The organism is Acinetobacter tandoii DSM 14970 = CIP 107469, from assembly GCF_000400735.1.
Taxonomy (GTDB): Bacteria; Pseudomonadota; Gammaproteobacteria; order Pseudomonadales; family Moraxellaceae; genus Acinetobacter; species Acinetobacter tandoii.
Genome location: NZ_KE007367.1, coordinates 653809 through 670458 on the forward strand (window position 1 = coordinate 653809; position 16650 = coordinate 670458).

At 41.1% G+C, this 16650-nt stretch carries 12 protein-coding genes; 4 read left to right on the forward strand and 8 right to left on the reverse strand.

Annotated features, from left to right (window positions below; all coding sequences use genetic code 11):
• Positions 1-106: 106 nt before the first annotated feature.
• The 3 genes from I593_RS12590 to I593_RS12600 are packed head-to-tail and all read left to right on the forward strand — an operon-like array spanning position 107 to position 5975.
• On the forward strand, positions 107-1321 hold the full coding sequence (locus tag I593_RS12590) for an efflux RND transporter periplasmic adaptor subunit (RefSeq protein WP_016167957.1): 1215 nt from the start codon (positions 107-109) through the stop codon (positions 1319-1321).
• Between the two features lie 6 nt (positions 1322-1327).
• Positions 1328-4504 (forward strand): efflux RND transporter permease subunit, encoded by a 3177-nt coding sequence (locus I593_RS12595; protein WP_016167958.1) that lies wholly within the window; start codon positions 1328-1330, stop codon positions 4502-4504.
• 13 nt (positions 4505-4517) lie between these two features.
• A complete protein-coding gene (locus tag I593_RS12600) occupies positions 4518-5975 on the forward strand; it encodes an efflux transporter outer membrane subunit (RefSeq protein WP_016167959.1) in 1458 nt (485 codons plus the stop codon).
• A gap of 174 nt (positions 5976-6149) precedes the next feature.
• Here the strand turns inward: I593_RS12600 and I593_RS12605 are convergent, their stop codons facing one another.
• Positions 6150-7088, reverse strand: a complete 939-nt coding sequence (locus I593_RS12605) for a LysR family transcriptional regulator (RefSeq protein ID WP_016167960.1) — start codon at positions 7086-7088, stop codon at positions 6150-6152.
• 203 nt (positions 7089-7291) lie between these two features.
• Here I593_RS12605 and I593_RS12610 point away from each other — a divergent pair, with 203 nt between their 5' ends.
• Complete coding sequence (locus tag I593_RS12610; protein WP_016167961.1) at positions 7292-10771, forward strand: indolepyruvate ferredoxin oxidoreductase family protein; 3480 nt, start codon at positions 7292-7294, stop codon at positions 10769-10771.
• A gap of 485 nt (positions 10772-11256) precedes the next feature.
• Here the strand turns inward: I593_RS12610 and I593_RS12615 are convergent, their stop codons facing one another.
• The 7 genes from I593_RS12615 to I593_RS12645 form a co-directional block, all read right to left on the reverse strand.
• Positions 11257-12057 (reverse strand): MBL fold metallo-hydrolase, encoded by an 801-nt coding sequence (locus tag I593_RS12615; protein WP_016167962.1) that lies wholly within the window; start codon positions 12055-12057, stop codon positions 11257-11259.
• A 347-nt stretch (positions 12058-12404) separates the two neighbouring features.
• On the reverse strand, positions 12405-12743 hold the full coding sequence (locus I593_RS12620; protein WP_016167963.1) for a DUF6616 family protein: 339 nt from the start codon (positions 12741-12743) through the stop codon (positions 12405-12407).
• 2 nt (positions 12744-12745) lie between these two features.
• A complete protein-coding gene (locus tag I593_RS12625; protein WP_016167964.1) occupies positions 12746-13237 on the reverse strand; it encodes a MarR family winged helix-turn-helix transcriptional regulator in 492 nt (163 codons plus the stop codon).
• 204 nt (positions 13238-13441) lie between these two features.
• Positions 13442-13879 carry a MarR family winged helix-turn-helix transcriptional regulator gene (locus I593_RS12630; protein ID WP_016167965.1) on the reverse strand — a complete coding sequence of 146 codons (438 nt, stop codon included), beginning with the start codon at positions 13877-13879 and terminating at the stop codon, positions 13442-13444.
• 19 nt (positions 13880-13898) lie between these two features.
• Positions 13899-14963 (reverse strand): uroporphyrinogen decarboxylase, encoded by a 1065-nt coding sequence (gene hemE, locus I593_RS12635; RefSeq protein ID WP_016167966.1) that lies wholly within the window; start codon positions 14961-14963, stop codon positions 13899-13901.
• Positions 14964-14991: 28 nt separating this feature from the next.
• Positions 14992-15669, reverse strand: coding sequence for a ribulose-phosphate 3-epimerase (gene rpe / locus I593_RS12640; RefSeq protein WP_016167967.1), 678 nt, complete (start codon positions 15667-15669; stop codon positions 14992-14994).
• Between the two features lie 28 nt (positions 15670-15697).
• Entirely contained in the window at positions 15698-16615 is a 918-nt protein-coding gene (locus I593_RS12645) for an alpha/beta fold hydrolase (RefSeq protein ID WP_016167968.1), read from the reverse strand.
• Between the last annotated feature and the right edge of the window lie 35 nt (positions 16616-16650).

The following is a 16650-nucleotide window of genomic DNA, read 5'->3' on the forward strand; positions in this document are numbered from 1 at the left end:
CGTAATTCACAAACATTTAAGCTCCGATTTCTTCACCTCACCTGTTTCTCCCATCCGATATGTATTTGTCGTCAAACAGGTATACGAATAAAAATAGGAGCTTTTCATGTCAATTTCCCGCAAACAGTTCACGCTGTCTGCAGTGCTTGTCGCTATTTTAGCTACGGGGGGTAGTTTTATGTTTTTACATAAAAATGCCGATGCTAAAGCTACACAAGATACAAATGCACAAGCTGCTGTGACCGTCGATGTTGCAAATGTTGTGAGCCAAACCATTACCGATTGGCAAGAATATTCTGGTCGCCTAGAAGCCATTGACCAAGTGGATGTCCGACCGCAAATTTCAGGCAAACTCATCGCTGTTCATTTCAAAGATGGCAGTCTGGTCAAAAAAGGTGATTTACTTTTTACGATTGACCCACGACCATTTCAAGCAGAGCTGAATCGTGCCAAGGCACAACTGGCTGCGGCCGAAGCCCAAGTGACTTATTACACAAGTAATTTATCTCGCAATCGACGTTTGATTGAAAGCAATGCTGTCGCTCACCAAGAGCTTGAACAAGCAGAAAATGAAGCACGCACTGCAAGTGCCAATGTTCAAGCCGCCAGAGCTGCTGTCGAATCAGCACGTTTAAATCTTGAATATACCCGCATTACTGCACCTGTCAGTGGTCGTATCTCTCGTGCCGAAATAACGGCTGGAAACGTGGTATCTGCGGGTAATGGTGCACAGGTTTTAACCAGTATAGTGTCAGTTGCCCGTTTATACGCATCTTTTGATGTCGATGAACAAACTTATCTGAAATATTTGAGTGATCAAAATAATGCCGCTCAGATTCCTGTATCTATGGGACTTGCTAATGAAGAAGGTTTTTCACATACAGGTGTAATTAGTTCATTTGACAATAATTTAAATACCACATCGGGAACGATTCGTGTCCGAGCTACTTTTGACAACCCTAAAGGGTCTCTTCTGCCAGGTTTGTATGCTCGCATTCGACTGGGAGGTGGGCAGCCTCGTGCCGCAATTTTGATTAGTCCAACCGCAATTGGGGTTGATCAAGATAAACGCTTTGTCGTGGTTGTAAATCGTAAAAACCAAACCATGTACCGCGAAGTAAAACTGGGCACAGTTCAAAATGGCTTGCAAATTGTTGAGAGCGGACTACAAGCAGGTGAACGGATTGTCGTGAATGGTTTACAGCGCATTCGACCTGGGGATCCTGTTACACCGCATCAAGTCATCATGCCAAATAGTCAAGTTTCAACTGCGCAACAACCTCAGCCAACTGAAAACACAGCTAATTCGGCAGCGGGTTAATCTCATATGAACATCTCTAAATTTTTTATTGATCGGCCGATCTTTGCAGGTGTGTTATCAATCCTGATTGTATTGGCGGGGATATTGTCAGTTTTTAAACTGCCTATTTCTGAATATCCAGAAGTTGTTCCACCTTCTGTGGTTGTGCGTGCACAGTATCCAGGTGCAAACCCTAAAGTGATTGCTGAAACCGTGGCTTCTCCGCTTGAAGAATCAATCAACGGCGTTGAAGACATGTTGTATATGCAATCTCAAGCCAATAGTGATGGTAATTTAACCGTTACTGTAAACTTTAAACTTGGGGTAGATCCAGATAAAGCACAACAACTGGTACAAAATCGCGTATCACAGGCTTTGCCACGTTTACCCGAAGATGTACAACGTTTAGGGGTGACGACCCTGAAAAGCTCTTCCAACTTAACCATGGTGGTGCATTTAACTTCGCCAGATAATCGTTACGACATGACCTACTTACGCAACTATGCGGTGCTGAATGTCAAAGACCGTTTAGCACGTTTACAAGGTGTGGGTGAAGTAGGTTTATTTGGTTCTGGGGATTATTCTATGCGGATCTGGCTCGATCCACAGAAAATCTCTGCGCGTAATTTGACTGCAAGTGAAATTGTCAGTGCCATTCGTGAGCAAAATATTCAGGTTGCCGCAGGAACCATCGGTGCATCTCCAAGTAATGCTCCGCTTCAGCTTTCGGTAAATGCACAAGGTCGTTTAAGTACAGAGCAAGAATTCTCCGATATCATTTTAAAAACAGATCCAGATGGTGCGGTAACCCGTTTGGGCGATGTTGCCCGTGTTGAGCTTGCAGCATCACAATACGGTTTGCGTTCTTTACTTGACAATAAACAAGCGGTTGCCATTCCAATTTTCCAAGCACCGGGTGCGAATGCATTGCAAGTGTCTGAGCAAGTCCGTGACACCATGCAGGAATTGTCTAAAGATTTTCCTTCATCGGTGAAGTATGAAATTGTTTATGATCCAACTCAGTTCGTTCGCGCGAGTATTAAAGCGGTTGTCAGTACTTTGCTAGAAGCAATTGCACTGGTTGTCGTGGTGGTAATTTTATTCCTGCAAACATGGCGTGCTTCGATTATTCCTTTACTTGCAGTACCCGTGTCTATTATTGGTACATTTGGATTGATGCTAGCCTTTGGCTATTCCATTAATGCACTTTCGTTGTTCGGGATGGTCCTTGCGATTGGTATTGTGGTCGATGATGCGATTGTGGTGGTGGAAAATGTCGAGCGGAATATTGAAGCTGGACTTAGTCCAAGGGATGCAACCTACCGTGCCATGCGTGAAGTAAGTGGACCGATTATTGCCATTGCATTAACGCTGTGTGCAGTATTTGTCCCGCTGGCTTTTATGACAGGTTTAACAGGTCAATTTTATAAACAGTTTGCCATGACCATTGCGATTTCAACGGTCATTTCGGCATTTAACTCACTTACGTTATCCCCTGCTTTAGCTGCAATCTTGCTGAAAGGTCATGATGCTAAGCCCGATGCTTTAACACGAGGCATGAACCGAGTCTTTGGGCGTTTTTTTAAGGCATTTAACCGCCTATTCTCACGTGCGTCAGATCAATATGGTCGTGGTGTAAGTCGGGTTATTTCGCATAAAACCTCAGCGATGGGCGTTTATGCCATTCTACTCGGTTTAACCATTGGTATTTCCTATATTGTGCCTGGCGGATTTGTTCCTGCTCAGGACAAACAGTATCTGATTAGTTTTGCGCAATTACCGAATGGTGCCTCTTTAGACCGTACTGAAGCCGTCATTCGAAAAATGAGTGATGCTGCGTTAAAACAACCTGGTGTTGAAAGTGCAATTGCCTTTCCCGGCTTATCGATTAATGGTTTTACCAACAGTTCCAGTGCAGGCATTGTTTTTGTCACACTAAAACCTTTTGAAGAGCGTAAAAGCAAAGAACTTTCAGCCAATGCGATTGCGGGTGCTTTAAACCAAAAATATGCTGCCATACAAGAAGCCTATATTGCTGTTTTCCCACCGCCACCAGTAATGGGACTCGGCACAGTGGGTGGTTTCAAAATGCAGCTTGAAGACCGCGGAGCATTGGGTTATTCCGCATTAAATGATGCTGCGCAGAACTTTATGAAAGCAGCACAAGCTGCACCCGAACTTGGTCCAATGTTTTCAAGCTATCAAATAAATGTACCGCAGTTAAACGTAGATCTCGATCGTGTTAAAGCCAAGCAACAAGGTGTTGCTATTACAGATGTATTTAACACCATGCAAATTTATCTGGGCTCACAATATGTGAATGACTTTAACCGTTTTGGACGTGTTTATCAGGTACGTGCACAAGCTGATGCACCATTTCGTGCAAATCCAGAGAATATTTTGCAATTAAAAACCCGCAACAGTGCTGGGCAAATGGTGCCTTTATCTTCTCTGGTGAATGTCACACAAACTTATGGTCCAGAAATGGCCGTACGTTATAACGGATATACTGCTGCGGATATTAATGGTGGCCCTGCTGCTGGTTATTCATCTAGTCAGGCAGAAGCTGCCGCAGAACGCATTGCCGCTCAAACCTTACCGCGTGGAATTAAATTTGAATGGACAGATTTAACCTACCAGAAAATTCTGGCAGGCAACGCTGGGCTATGGGTCTTCCCGATTAGTGTGTTGTTGGTCTTTTTGGTATTGGCTGCGCAGTATGAAAGTTTAACTCTACCACTGGCTGTGATTCTTATTGTACCGATGGGGATTTTAGCTGCGCTTACAGGGGTGTGGCTGACTAATGGTGATAACAATATTTTCACGCAAATTGGCTTAATGGTACTGGTGGGACTGGCCTGCAAAAACGCGATTTTGATTGTGGAATTTGCCCGAGAACTTGAAATGCAAGGCATGACCGCATTTAAAGCAGCAGTTGAAGCGAGCCGTTTACGTTTACGTCCAATTCTAATGACTTCAATTGCATTCATTATGGGTGTTGTTCCCCTTGTGACTTCTACAGGTGCGGGTGCAGAAATGCGTCATGCAATGGGCGTTGCCGTATTCTCAGGCATGATCGGGGTTACCTTCTTTGGCTTATTCCTGACCCCTGCCTTCTATGTACTCATTCGGACTTTAAACCGTGGACATAAGCTGCATTCAGCCAGTCCACATGAAGCTCCAATCAATCCAAATCACTCATAAGGACGATATGATCATGCCTAAAAAACAGATCTGGTTATTGTCCTCGCTCATGGGAAGCCTGCTGCTTGCAGGCTGCTCACTGGCACCACAATATGAACCAGAAAGGGTTGTCATTCCATTGCAATTTAAAGAAGCTAACCCCTTGCAAGAAAATGAAAACTGGAAAATAGCGCAACCGAGTGATGCAGCCTCCAGAGGTGAATGGTGGCTTATTTTTCAAGATGCTCAACTCAATGCACTTGAGCAACAAGCTATTCGGGAAAACCAAAACTTAAAAGCAATTGCAGCAAATGTTCAGGCATCACGTGCTTTGAAATCCGCGGCAAAGGCTGAACAACTGCCGAGTATAGGTACGGGCTTTGGTCCAACCCGACAAAAACTTTCACCTGCATCTCAGGGGCTTGATGCGAATGCTAATACCTCTGCCCAGACGTTATGGCGTGCCCAGACAAATGTGTCTTATGAGTTAGACTTATTTGGTCGTATTGCCAGTAGTGTCAATGCGGCAACAGCAGATGCGCAGCAACAAGAAGCCTTATATCACTCTGCACTTTTGGCTTTGCAAGCCGATGTCGCGCAAAATTATTTCCAAATCCGACAACTCGATACGGAACAAATCATTTATGCGCGAATGATTAAATTGCTGACTGAATCAAGAAATTTAATGCAAGCTCGTTTTAAAAATGGAGCCGTCAGTGAAATGGATGTATTTCGTGCGCAAACGGAATTGTCTACAGCACAGACTGGTTTATTGAGTCTTATGCGCCAACGAGCAAATACAGAACATGCGCTTGCCGTGTTATTAGGCAAAACGCCTGCGGAGTTTAATTTGGCGCAGCAAAGCTTAACGATCAATACCGTTCAAGTACCTGCGTGTTTACCTTCTAGTCTTCTTGAAAGGCGTCCTGATGTCGCGGCTGCTGAACGTGCTATGGCGGCAGATAATGCCAGAATTGGTATTGCACGTGCTGCTTTTTTCCCACGACTTAGTCTTACAGGAGCACTGGGTTATGAGTCTTCAACGCTTGGAGATTTAGCCCAATGGTCGAGTCGCACTTTCTTGCTGGGGCCTATCGCAGGGACAATTTTATCCTTACCTTTGTTTGATGGTGGTCAACGTAAAGCAGGCGTCGTACAGGCCAGAGCTGCCTATGAAGAAAGCGTTGCCAATTATCGACAAACTGTACTGAATGCATTTCGTGAGGTTGAAAATGGGCTGACGGATCAACGTATTCTGGATCAACAAATGAATACTCAAACGCAAGCTCTGATTGCTTCACGTCATGCCAATAAACTTTTACATCTGCGCTATCGTAAAGGTGCAGTGAGTTATCTAGAGGTTATAGATTCTGACCGCACTATTCTTCAGCAAGAGCAATTGGCGATACAACTTAAAGGTAGCAGAATGATTGCAAGTGTGGACTTAATTCGAGCATTAGGGGGTGGTTTGACAACTCAGGATCAAACCTAAGTTTTACCGCAGTAACCGATCAGGCTTATGGGTATGAATGGGTAATATGCTCATTCATACCTAAGCTATTCAAATTACCAGCACCATAAAACAGTCCCAACGGATTGTGTTTTTATCGGCCATAAAGCCTGTACATCATGTCTTCATTCGTATGGTCTTCATGGCCAGTTCAGATTATAAAAAAAAGTCCGTATCACTCTGAATTTTTGGCGAAATATGCTGCTCAACCCATGTTAACCATGCTCTTGTTTTAGCATCAATAAAATGACGTGATGGTATTAAGGTATAAACGCCAATATCAGGCGATCTCCAATCTGATAAAACACGGCGTAATCGTCCAGTACGTACCGCTTCAATTACAGTAAAGGTCGGAAGCAATGCAATACCCATGTCTTGTTGTACCATGTCCAGTAACAGTTCCGGTGTATCTGCAATCAATGGTCCCGTAATATCAATTTGATACGAGCAACTTTTTTCACTGATAAGATGCCATTGCGGTGTAATTGATGGATTTACCAATCTTAAACATGCATGTTTTTGTAAATCATCTAATGATTTCGGCTCACCATATTTTTCTAAATAGGTTGGTGATGCACAAAGTAATGAAAATATTGTCCCAATTTGACGAGCAACAAAGCGTGAATCAGCCAAAGATTCCGCGAGATATAAACTAACGTCAATTCCTTTACCTAAAAGGTCTGGTACATTCTGTGAAGTACGATATTCCACGGTCAGTTCTGGATAGGTTTGACAGAACTCCGCCATCGTCGGAGATACATAATGATGACCAAAACTGGCCATACTCAACACACGTAACCGTCCCTGTGGTTTAGTTGCCCTTCCCATTGCTTGAGTTTCGGCTTCTTCCACCATTGCGAGTACATGACGACATTGCTCTGCATAAGTTGCACCAATATCGGTCAATGCGTGTTGCCTCGTGGTTCGTTGTAGTAATTTTGTTCCTAAACGCCCTTCTAACTCACTAATGAGTCGCGACACTTGCGCTGTTGTCAGTTCCATCTGCTCTGCGGCGGCTGTAAAGCTTCCACTATCAATGACTTTCAGGAAAGCTTGCATTGCATGGAGTAATCCACCATCAAGATTTTTGCGCATAACGTAAATATCTTTTGCTTAATTACGCATTGTTGCACCAGTCTGGATCAATCACAATGACATTAATGTACATACATTGAGCAGTTTTTTGTGTTCTGAACAAACTGATCAACCTTTTTCCGAGTATGTCATTTACTCCAAATATTCAACGGGATGTTGAGAAAATAAAGTAGCTCGAACTACAAAATTCCAAGGAGAAATAAATGAATATAGCGACAAAATTTACTCCACATAAGATTCCAACAAAGGATGTATCACTTGATGATAAATATCTAAGTGATGACGGTACTGCTTACATGACAGGTATTCAGGCAATGGTGCGTTTACCACTTGCGCAAACACGGCGGGATACTTTAAACGGTTATCATACTGCTGGTTTTATTTCAGGTTATCGAGGTTCCCCTGTCGGAAACTATGATAATTTTCTCTGGCAAGTTGAAGGCATACTCAAAGACCATCATGTGGTTTTTCAACCTGGCGTAAATGAAGATCTCGCTGCTACTGCAATTTGGGGTACCCAACAAGCAAACCTCACAGGTCAAGGTAAATATGATGGCGTGACTGCTTGGTGGTATGGTAAAGGTCCGGGTGTAGATCGCTCTGGAGATGTTTTCCGTCATGCCAATCTTGCAGGAACATCAGAGTTAGGCGGTGTGGTTGCCTTCTTTGGTGATGACCATTCTTGCAAATCATCAACTGTTCCGCACCAGTCAGAACACGTGATGATTGGCTGTGGCATTCCAATTTTCTATCCGACATCCATACAACAAATTCTTGATTTAGGTGTTCATGCCATCGCAATGTCACGCTTTGCTGGGGTATGGACGTCAATGAAACTGGTCAGTGAAATTGTTGAAACCTCTGCTTCTGTTCATGTTGATTTAGATCGTATTACTCCCTTATTACCGCAAAATGTGCAAATGCCAGAAGATGGTGTCAACATACGTTGGCCAGATCATGGCATTCAACAAGAAGAGCGTCTTTATAAATATCGTTTACCCGCTGTATTGGCTTATGCCCGTGAAAACGAACTGAATCAGGTGACGTGGCATTGTCCTGATGCGCGTATTGGTATTGTTGCAAGTGGTAAAGGTTATTTAGATACCATTGAAGCCTTACGTATTTTAGGTATTGAAGGTGAAACAGCCGAGCAACTTGGTCTTCGAGTGTATCAAGTTGCTTTAATTTGGCCCTTGGAACCACAAGGTCTACATGAATTTGCTGAAGGTTTAGAAGAACTGATTGTTGTAGAGGAAAAGCGCCCAATTCTGGAAGCACAAATTAAAGATGAACTCTATGCACTTCCAGATGGAAAACGCCCTCGTATCATCGGTAAAGCCTGTGATGGTAAAGGTGAATGGAGTACATCGATTGATGAAGCCCCTTTGATTGGCCATTATGAGTTCCAACCTGAACCTATTGCAAAAATGTTGGCAGCTCGGTTCTTAAAATTAGATATTCCAGAAAGCTTAAAAACGCACATTCAGAGTAAAATTGAGCTATTGCAAAAAGCAGAGCAAGCGTCACAGCATGTTTTAGATATCGCAGAACGCAAACCTTTCTTTTGTAGTGGCTGCCCTCACAATTCATCAACTAAGTTACCCGAAGGTAGTCGCGCACTGGGCGGGATCGGTTGTCATTATATTGCCGTGTTACAGAATCATGGAACAGAAACATTCTCGCAAATGGGCGGCGAAGGCGTAAGTTGGGCTGGTGCTTCCCATTTCACCAATGAAAAGCATATTTTTGCCAATCTAGGCGATGGAACGTATTTCCATTCAGGCTATCTGGCTATCCGCCAAGCGATTGCTGCAAAACTTAATATGACCTACAAAATTCTCTATAACGATGCAGTGGCAATGACGGGTGGACAGCATGTCGATGGTCATCTTAGCGTGGCACAACTAACACGACAACTTGATGCAGAAGGCATCACAAAACAAGTGATCGTCACAGATGAACCTGAATTGATTCATGCCGAAGAAGGTATAGCGTCTCATGTCGAGATTTACCATAGAAATGAATTAGATGATGTTCAGCGCAAATTACGCGAAATTTCTGGTGTTACAGCATTAATTTATGTTCAAACCTGTGCCAGTGAAAAACGCCGTCGTCGTAAACGTAATGCTTATCCAGATGTTGCAGAGCGAGTTTTTATCAATAGTGAGATTTGTGAAGGTTGCGGGGACTGTTCTAAAAAGTCCAATTGTTTATCTATCGAACCTATTGAAACCGCGTTAGGAACAAAACGTCAAATCAATCAAAGCAGTTGTAACAAAGACTTTTCTTGTGTGGAAGGTTTCTGTCCAAGTTTTGTGACCGTGCATACCCGTGACATAAAACGCCCAGAAGTATTTAAAGGTATAGAAGCTGGCTGGCCAGAAAAGCCAATCATCCCAGAGTTAGATCAACAACCCATCCGCATTATGGTTGGTGGTATTGGTGGTACAGGCGTAGTGACCGCAGGTGCTTTACTTGGTATGGCTGCACATTTGGAGAATAAAGCAGCACGTATTATGGATATGGCTGGACTTGCTCAAAAAGGTGGTACAGTTTATTCCTACATACAGCTTGCGACAGAAGATGATCAAATCTCTGCAACCAAAATTCCTGCGGGTCAATGTGATGTTTTAATCGGTGCAGATGCCATTGTTGCAGGAAGTAATGCAGCACTTTCACGTTTAAAAGCGGATGCTGTTGTCATCGTGAATGAAGATGGTTCCCCTACTTCTACTTTCCTTGAGTCGCGTGACTGGTATGCACCAATTACTGATTTAATTCAGCGACTTCGTGGTCGGACGACACAAGGTAAACTAATATCTTTACCTGTAACACGTATTGCCACACAAGTACTAGGTGATGCAATCTTTGCAAATCAGATTTTACTTGGCATGGCTTGGCAAGCAGGTCAGATTCCGTTGAAACGTGAAAGTATTGAAAAGGCAATTCACCTAAATGGTACAGCTACTGAAAAAAACCTTGAAGCTTTCCGCATTGGTTGCCATTTGATTAGCAATCCTGACTTGATAAAAAACATTATTGCAACGATACCAACAACGCGTAAACCAACTACTTTGGCTGAACTCGTTGAAGATCGTTCTGCGCGTCTGGTCGAGTATTGGAATGATGATTATGCAACGCAGTATCGAAATCTTGCTGAACAAGCAGCCAAAGTATTGCCTGAAGAACTCGCTGAAACAATTGCGACACAGCTCTATAGAGTCATGGCCTATAAAGATGAATATGAAGTTGCACGCTTACTCACAGGAAAAAGCTTTAAACAATCAATCGAAGCACAGTTTGGTCAAGGGTTACGTTTAACCTATCACTTAGCTCCTCCTGCTTTGGGGGCTCATGGCGCTATACGCAAACGTGCTTTCGGCTATTGGATGCGTATTCCAATGATGATTCTTGGTCGACTACAGTGGCTTAGAGAAACATTCCTTGATCCATTTGCTTTACAGCAAGAACGTCAAAAAGAACATGCGTGGCGTGATCGTTATATCGCATTTGTCAAAGCGATTAGTTCTGCACCTGAAAAATATGACTTATCTGTGGCAGAGAAAATCGCTCAATTACCAGCAGATGTACGTGGTTTTGGCCATGTCAAAATGCAAGCAATGGAAACCGCAATACAACGTTGGGATCAACTTTCATTGAGTCTTCGTAAAGCGGATCAATAACAGGAATAAGTGTTTATCAACAAGTAGCTGATACAGGATCAAACTTAGCTTATATTCAAACGAAGCTTATATTGATCAGGTTCAGCTACTTTATCTTTATGATCTAACAGCGAGCATAAATACAATGTAGAGGTTCTCTAAATAATCACGACTTAGCTGCGAGGAAATTTAAGAAATCTTCTCAAATACATTCGTCAGGTTTATAAGCTATAACGGTTTTAAATAATTTATATGAATAAGATATTGGAAGTTATAGATAAATTTAAAAATTATTGATGAACTAGCCCCTCGGTGAGCATAAGTTAAATACCCTAAACGAGGCTCTAGCTTACATAACTCAAATAAATATAAATGCGCTAAAGAAAAAATTTTCCCTAGCGACCTGTTGAGCACTTTTATCATTATCTACATCTTTTCCATCGCGAACATTGATGTCATTTTGAATTGTATAAACATCGGCTATGGTTTTCGTATTCGCTGATGTACTAGTTCAGATGAAAGCTTAGAGTTTGTCCATCATCAGGAATATAGACACGATCTTTTTCCCCAATTTCGGTAACAAGATTTTGAATATCAGCTCTTTTCACTGGGCAGTGATTTAACGCCTCAAAATGATTTGCAATCACATGCTTTGGGGAAAGTTGAATGAATTTTCTAACTTCACTTTCAGTCATTAAAATGGGTTTCCCAACATCCATTTGTGCTTCGCCTGCCGCCACAACAGTAATATCTGGATTAAACTGAAAAATCGCAGTTTTTACATCCTCAGTGAGTACGGTATCACCACTGATGTAAATTGATGGTTCATTCGGTAGATCCAGAAAAAAGCCACAACCATTCGCCATAAATTTACTGATCCAACCATGCCCATGCTTCGCAGGGACAGCAACAAGGCGACCACCCAAAAACTGGATTTCTTTCCAATGCTCAATTCCTGCCTGAACATTTAGACCCAGATTTTTCAGGTAAGGTGCATCATGACTAAACGTATATACAGGAATTTGTTTATCCGCTAAAAACTTCTCTCCAGTTCGATCTAAATGATCGGTATGCTGGAATGCTCTGATATTGAAGGTTTGGCTGTGAGTAATAAAACAATGCGTGACTTTATCTAAAAGTTCCGCTGCATTGTCGGTAAGTTCAACCAACGGATTTTTCTCAGCCTTAAATTTCACATAGGAAAATGCAGGGAGAGAACCTTTTTTACCTAACATTGGGTCAATAAGAATGAAATTATTCCCAGTTTCAATGATAAAAGTAGCACTACGTAAATGATGAATGTTCATTGTAAAGTCTGTCAATTTTATTGCTATAAAGTAGAAATATGACCTTACAATGACTTTACCAAATGGTGCAATAACGCTTTTGGGTTATATTTTGCTAAATTAAACAAAAACTGACTTTGTCCATGTGAAGTGAACTTATGTCAAAGTTGATAAGATCTGTCCTCGCTCTCTTCGGATACCCAATTTGAATCTACTAAATGCAGTTTGAGTGAGGAATTTCATTGGACACAGAGGAATTGTCCATCCCGATTTAGCCACTCCATAATTAATAATCTGGAGTGGTTTTATTGTGAAAGCATATAGGTAGATTTATGATATTTAGCTAGGTCATTAATTTTTTTCTAAAGTTAAATATTGGACAGTGCCGTAATATGTTCAGAAAAGCTAGTTTCCTTGCCAGCAGCATTAACATGGTTGAAATAGTCATACCAACCACTCGCTTTAATACCAGCAAGTAACACATCACGAATTTCTTCGTTAGGGAAATGCCAAATTCCTAAAAATTGATGCTCGCTACTTTGATCAACATTAGAGTCAATTTGTGTGAGTGTTAATGCTTTAACACCAAGGTCTGATAATTTGCCCATTGCAGCTCCAACATTATTTAAATATTGGGTACGCTCATCTAATGATAATGCTTTCCAAGCTGAATTAGGGGTATAGAGTTCGATCAAATACTGATTCATAATTATTCCTTGTGATGAAGATTATTGGAAACCTTTGTTAATAATTGGGTTAACTGTTTGTGCTCTTGTGTAGATAAATTCCCAAATATTTTTGCAATCCAACGGCTATGCTGATCAAATACATTTTTAGCCATAGACTCCCCTTTCAATGTAAGTCTAACTTTGAGAGCACGGCGGTCTTCTGTATCAGCATGTCGTTCTACCAACCCTTCACGCTCTAAACCATCAAGTAGACCTGTAACTGTTGATCGGGTGATACCTGCTTGCTCAGCTAAAGTCTTCGGTGCTATTTCTTGATTTGCTGCATCAAGTAAAAATAACAAAATAAACCGTCCTTCAGATAAACCATGGATAGAGAGTTGGTCTGCACAATCTTTATCTATATGTGAAGCAAGAGAAAGTGTCAAAAAGCACAGCTCAATACTTTTAATATCAGGAAGTTGACGTTTATTTGCTTCACTTAGAAGCACTTGGTATTTTTTATCAAGAGGCATTTAGTTAGTCACAAAATAGTAAGTCAGCTAACTATATTGGTATCTATGTAATATTGTCAATATTAGATTTGAGTTAAACAAAAATTAATTTAATAGGTCTTTTCGACATAATATAAAACCTACATGCCTCTGAATCGCTAGGAAAAACATGAGATATGATTCTCCTAACCCCCATAAACAATAGGTTTTATACCATTCACTTATCTAAAGTTTGAGTTCATATTTAATTTTTGCACAGACCTTTAAAGTCGAATCCACTTCATTTTCATTCAGATTGAGTTTGCACTTAGTATCGTGGAAGATTTTCGCAACAGGATCTTTTAAATTCTGACCAGATTCAGTTAATGAAATATATTTTCGACGACGGTCGAGCGTGTCCACTGATATAACAACAAAACCCGCTTTTTCAAGTCGTTTTATGATTGGGGTAAGTGAACCAAGATCAAACAGCGTTTGTTCACTCAATTCGCTAGATGACAAGTGATTTTGATTCCAAAGAGCAGCCAACACCAAAAGTTGAGGATATGTTATTCCAAGTTCAGATAATGGTTTGGTGTAGTTTCGCATCATAGCATTCGTCGTCGAATACAGTGTAAAACAGAGCATTTTGTCAAAATTAAATGTATCTAGCATCGAACTCATCTGTTATGTCCTGAAAAAATTAAAAACGATGAACAGCCTCAATTAACACGGACACCGAATCTGGGTTTGTTTCCTTCGAAATTCCATGCCCCAAGTTAAACACAAAACCTGTATCATCTTTTTGTTTTCCATAAAAAGATGTCATGACTTTATTCACTTCGTTTTGAATTACAGAATCATGGGCAAGTAATACTGCGGGGTCGAGATTACCCTGCAAGGCAACTCTAGAACCCACTCGCTGACGTGCTAAATCCAGATCAGTCATCCAGTCGAGTCCTAAAGCATTAGCTCCACATCCTGCCATTTCTTCAAGCCATTGACCACCTCCTTTTGTAAAGACAATTGAAGGAACTGAACGCACACCTAACTGGTTTTTTAAACTATCTAAAATAAAGGTAATGTACCTGAGAGAAAATTCTTGATAAGCAGCTCGACTTAGTAACCCTCCCCACGTATCAAAAATCATGATGGCCTGTGCGCCAGCCTCCACCTGACATTTAAGATGCTGTACAACGGCTTTGGCATTTTTTTCTAGTAATTGATGTAAGATTTTAGGGTTGCTATAAAGCACACTTTTTATCGTTATAAAATCTTTTGAACCCTGTCCCTCAATCATGTAACAGGCCAATGTCCACGGACTACCAGAAAAACCAATCAGTGGAACTTGACCATTGAGCTCATGACGGCATTGGCTGACTGTTTGATAGACGTAAGATAAAGATTCATGGGAAGGAATCTCTAAATTATTGATCGCTTGTTCAGAACGTATAGGGTTTTTGAATTTAGGTCCATGATTTTCTTGAAAATATAAACCTAAACCCATTGCATCAGGAATAGTCAAAATATCAGAAAATACAATTGCTGCATCTAAATCATAACGTCGAATAGGCTGCAAAGTTACTTCAGTTGCATAGTCAGGTGTTTTCATTAAATTAATGAAATTTCCTGCCATTTTACGTACTGCTCGATATTCAGGAAGATAGCGCCCAGCTTGGCGCATCATCCAGATTGGTGTTCGATCTACGGGTTGTTTTTGTAAGGCTCTAATAAAATTAGTATTTTTAAGCGGTGCAAAGTTTGTCATTTGAGACTCTAATTATATAGATAAGGATTTAGCTAATTCGATTATGATTCGCAGCATTTTTCATTTCTGAAATAGCTTCTTGATAATTAGAAGTATTGAAAATCGCCGTTCCAGCTACGAATGTATCTGCGCCCCATTTAGCAATTTCAGCGATATTGCTCGCATTCACGCCACCATCCACTTCAAGACGAATATTTCTACCACTTGAATCGATTAACTTTCGTGCCTCAGCAATTTTAGGAAGAACAGCAGGTATAAATTTTTGTCCGCCAAATCCTGGATTTACTGACATAATGAGCATTAAATCGATTTTATCCATAAGGTACTTGCATGAATCAAGCGAAGTAGCTGGGTTGAACACCAAACCAGCTTTGCATCCTAAGTCTTTAATGAGCTGAATTGAACGATCTAAATGAATAGTGGCATCAGGGTGAATAGAGATATAGTTTGCACCCGCTTTTGCAAAATCAACGATCAAGGAATCCACGGGTGAAGCCATTAAATGCACATCGATCGGTGCTTGAATTCCTTCAGATCTAAGTGCAGAACAAACTTGGGCCCCCATGGTTAAGTTGGGAACATAGTGATTGTCCATAATATCAAGGTGAATCATATTTGCACCAGAATCTAATACCGACTTCACTTCTTCACCTAAACGGGCGAAATTTGCTGCTAGAATTGAGGGAGCAATCCAAATGTCATTCATATAAAGAGCCTAAATATAAAAATAGTTATCAATGATTTGCAAAAGAGGATTTGATATCCAAAATCATCTCGTGACTTAAGTTTTCTAAATGTAAGTGATGACCACCTTCGTACCAGCTTACTTTTGCATTTTTTGCTAAATACTGTGATTTTGAATGAAATTTATCACCAACAAATAAACCGTTTGTTCCAAGCAGAATAGTCAAAGGACAATCAATTTGGTTTAGAAAGCGACCAGCTTGTTCATCAGTTAACTGAATTGGTTCGGGTATAGTAAGTCGAGGATCATGTCGCCACCGATAGCCTGATTCGACTGCTCGAAGATCACGTTCTGCAAGACGTCTGGCACTGTCTAAAGAGATAAATCCACCAACTACTTTCTGGCGGGTTTTCACTGCAACTTCCATACTTGAAAACAGAGGTTGGTTCTTTTCTGAAAAACCGTTGAGTTTGGTCAAATGTGCCATTTCAGAGAGTCGAAGTGATGTTTTCAAATGCCGTACGACATCTTCAGCCGAGACAGTAAAAGGAGCTCCCATACCATCAATGAAAACTATGCGTTTTATTCCTTTACTAATGGTATTTAAAATTGATGCAACACCCGTACCCATTGAATGAGCCAAAATAGAATAACTGTTCCACCCCATTTTTCTGACAAAGATAGATAATTCAATTGCATAATCCCATAAGTAATATGCGTGATTTGGTTTTCTATGATCTGATTTACCGTGTCCAGCTAGGTCAGGAGCCACAACATAGTAGTGATCTAAGTAGGGAGCTATTCGTGAGAATGATGCACAATTGTCCAACCACCCATGTATTGCTAGAATTGGGGGATTTTTTTCATCCCCCCAAGTTTTCACTGCTAAGTCCAAGCCATTCACATTCATCGTGAATTCACGCTCTATAGCAGGTAAAACTTTAGAAGTTAAGCTCATCATATTCATATCGTTTTCTGTTTAAATTAAGTCTCGACGAATTA

Bases quoted from the DNA above. Each gene is read 5' to 3' on its own strand.
- I593_RS12590 (WP_016167957.1), top strand. From the start codon at position 107: ATGTCAATTTCCCGCAAACAGTTCACGCTGTCTGCAGTGCTTGTCGCT.
- I593_RS12595 (WP_016167958.1), top strand. From the start codon at position 1,328: ATGAACATCTCTAAATTTTTTATTGATCGGCCGATCTTTGCAGGTGTG.
- I593_RS12600 (WP_016167959.1), top strand. From the start codon at position 4,518: ATGCCTAAAAAACAGATCTGGTTATTGTCCTCGCTCATGGGAAGCCTG.
- I593_RS12605 (WP_016167960.1), bottom strand. From the start codon at position 7,088: ATGCGCAAAAATCTTGATGGTGGATTACTCCATGCAATGCAAGCTTTC.
- I593_RS12610 (WP_016167961.1), top strand. From the start codon at position 7,292: ATGAATATAGCGACAAAATTTACTCCACATAAGATTCCAACAAAGGAT.
- I593_RS12615 (WP_016167962.1), bottom strand. From the start codon at position 12,057: ATGAACATTCATCATTTACGTAGTGCTACTTTTATCATTGAAACTGGG.
- I593_RS12620 (WP_016167963.1), bottom strand. From the start codon at position 12,743: ATGAATCAGTATTTGATCGAACTCTATACCCCTAATTCAGCTTGGAAA.
- I593_RS12625 (WP_016167964.1), bottom strand. From the start codon at position 13,237: ATGCCTCTTGATAAAAAATACCAAGTGCTTCTAAGTGAAGCAAATAAA.
- I593_RS12630 (WP_016167965.1), bottom strand. From the start codon at position 13,879: ATGAGTTCGATGCTAGATACATTTAATTTTGACAAAATGCTCTGTTTT.
- hemE (WP_016167966.1), bottom strand. From the start codon at position 14,963: ATGACAAACTTTGCACCGCTTAAAAATACTAATTTTATTAGAGCCTTA.
- rpe (WP_016167967.1), bottom strand. From the start codon at position 15,669: ATGAATGACATTTGGATTGCTCCCTCAATTCTAGCAGCAAATTTCGCC.
- I593_RS12645 (WP_016167968.1), bottom strand. From the start codon at position 16,615: ATGAATATGATGAGCTTAACTTCTAAAGTTTTACCTGCTATAGAGCGT.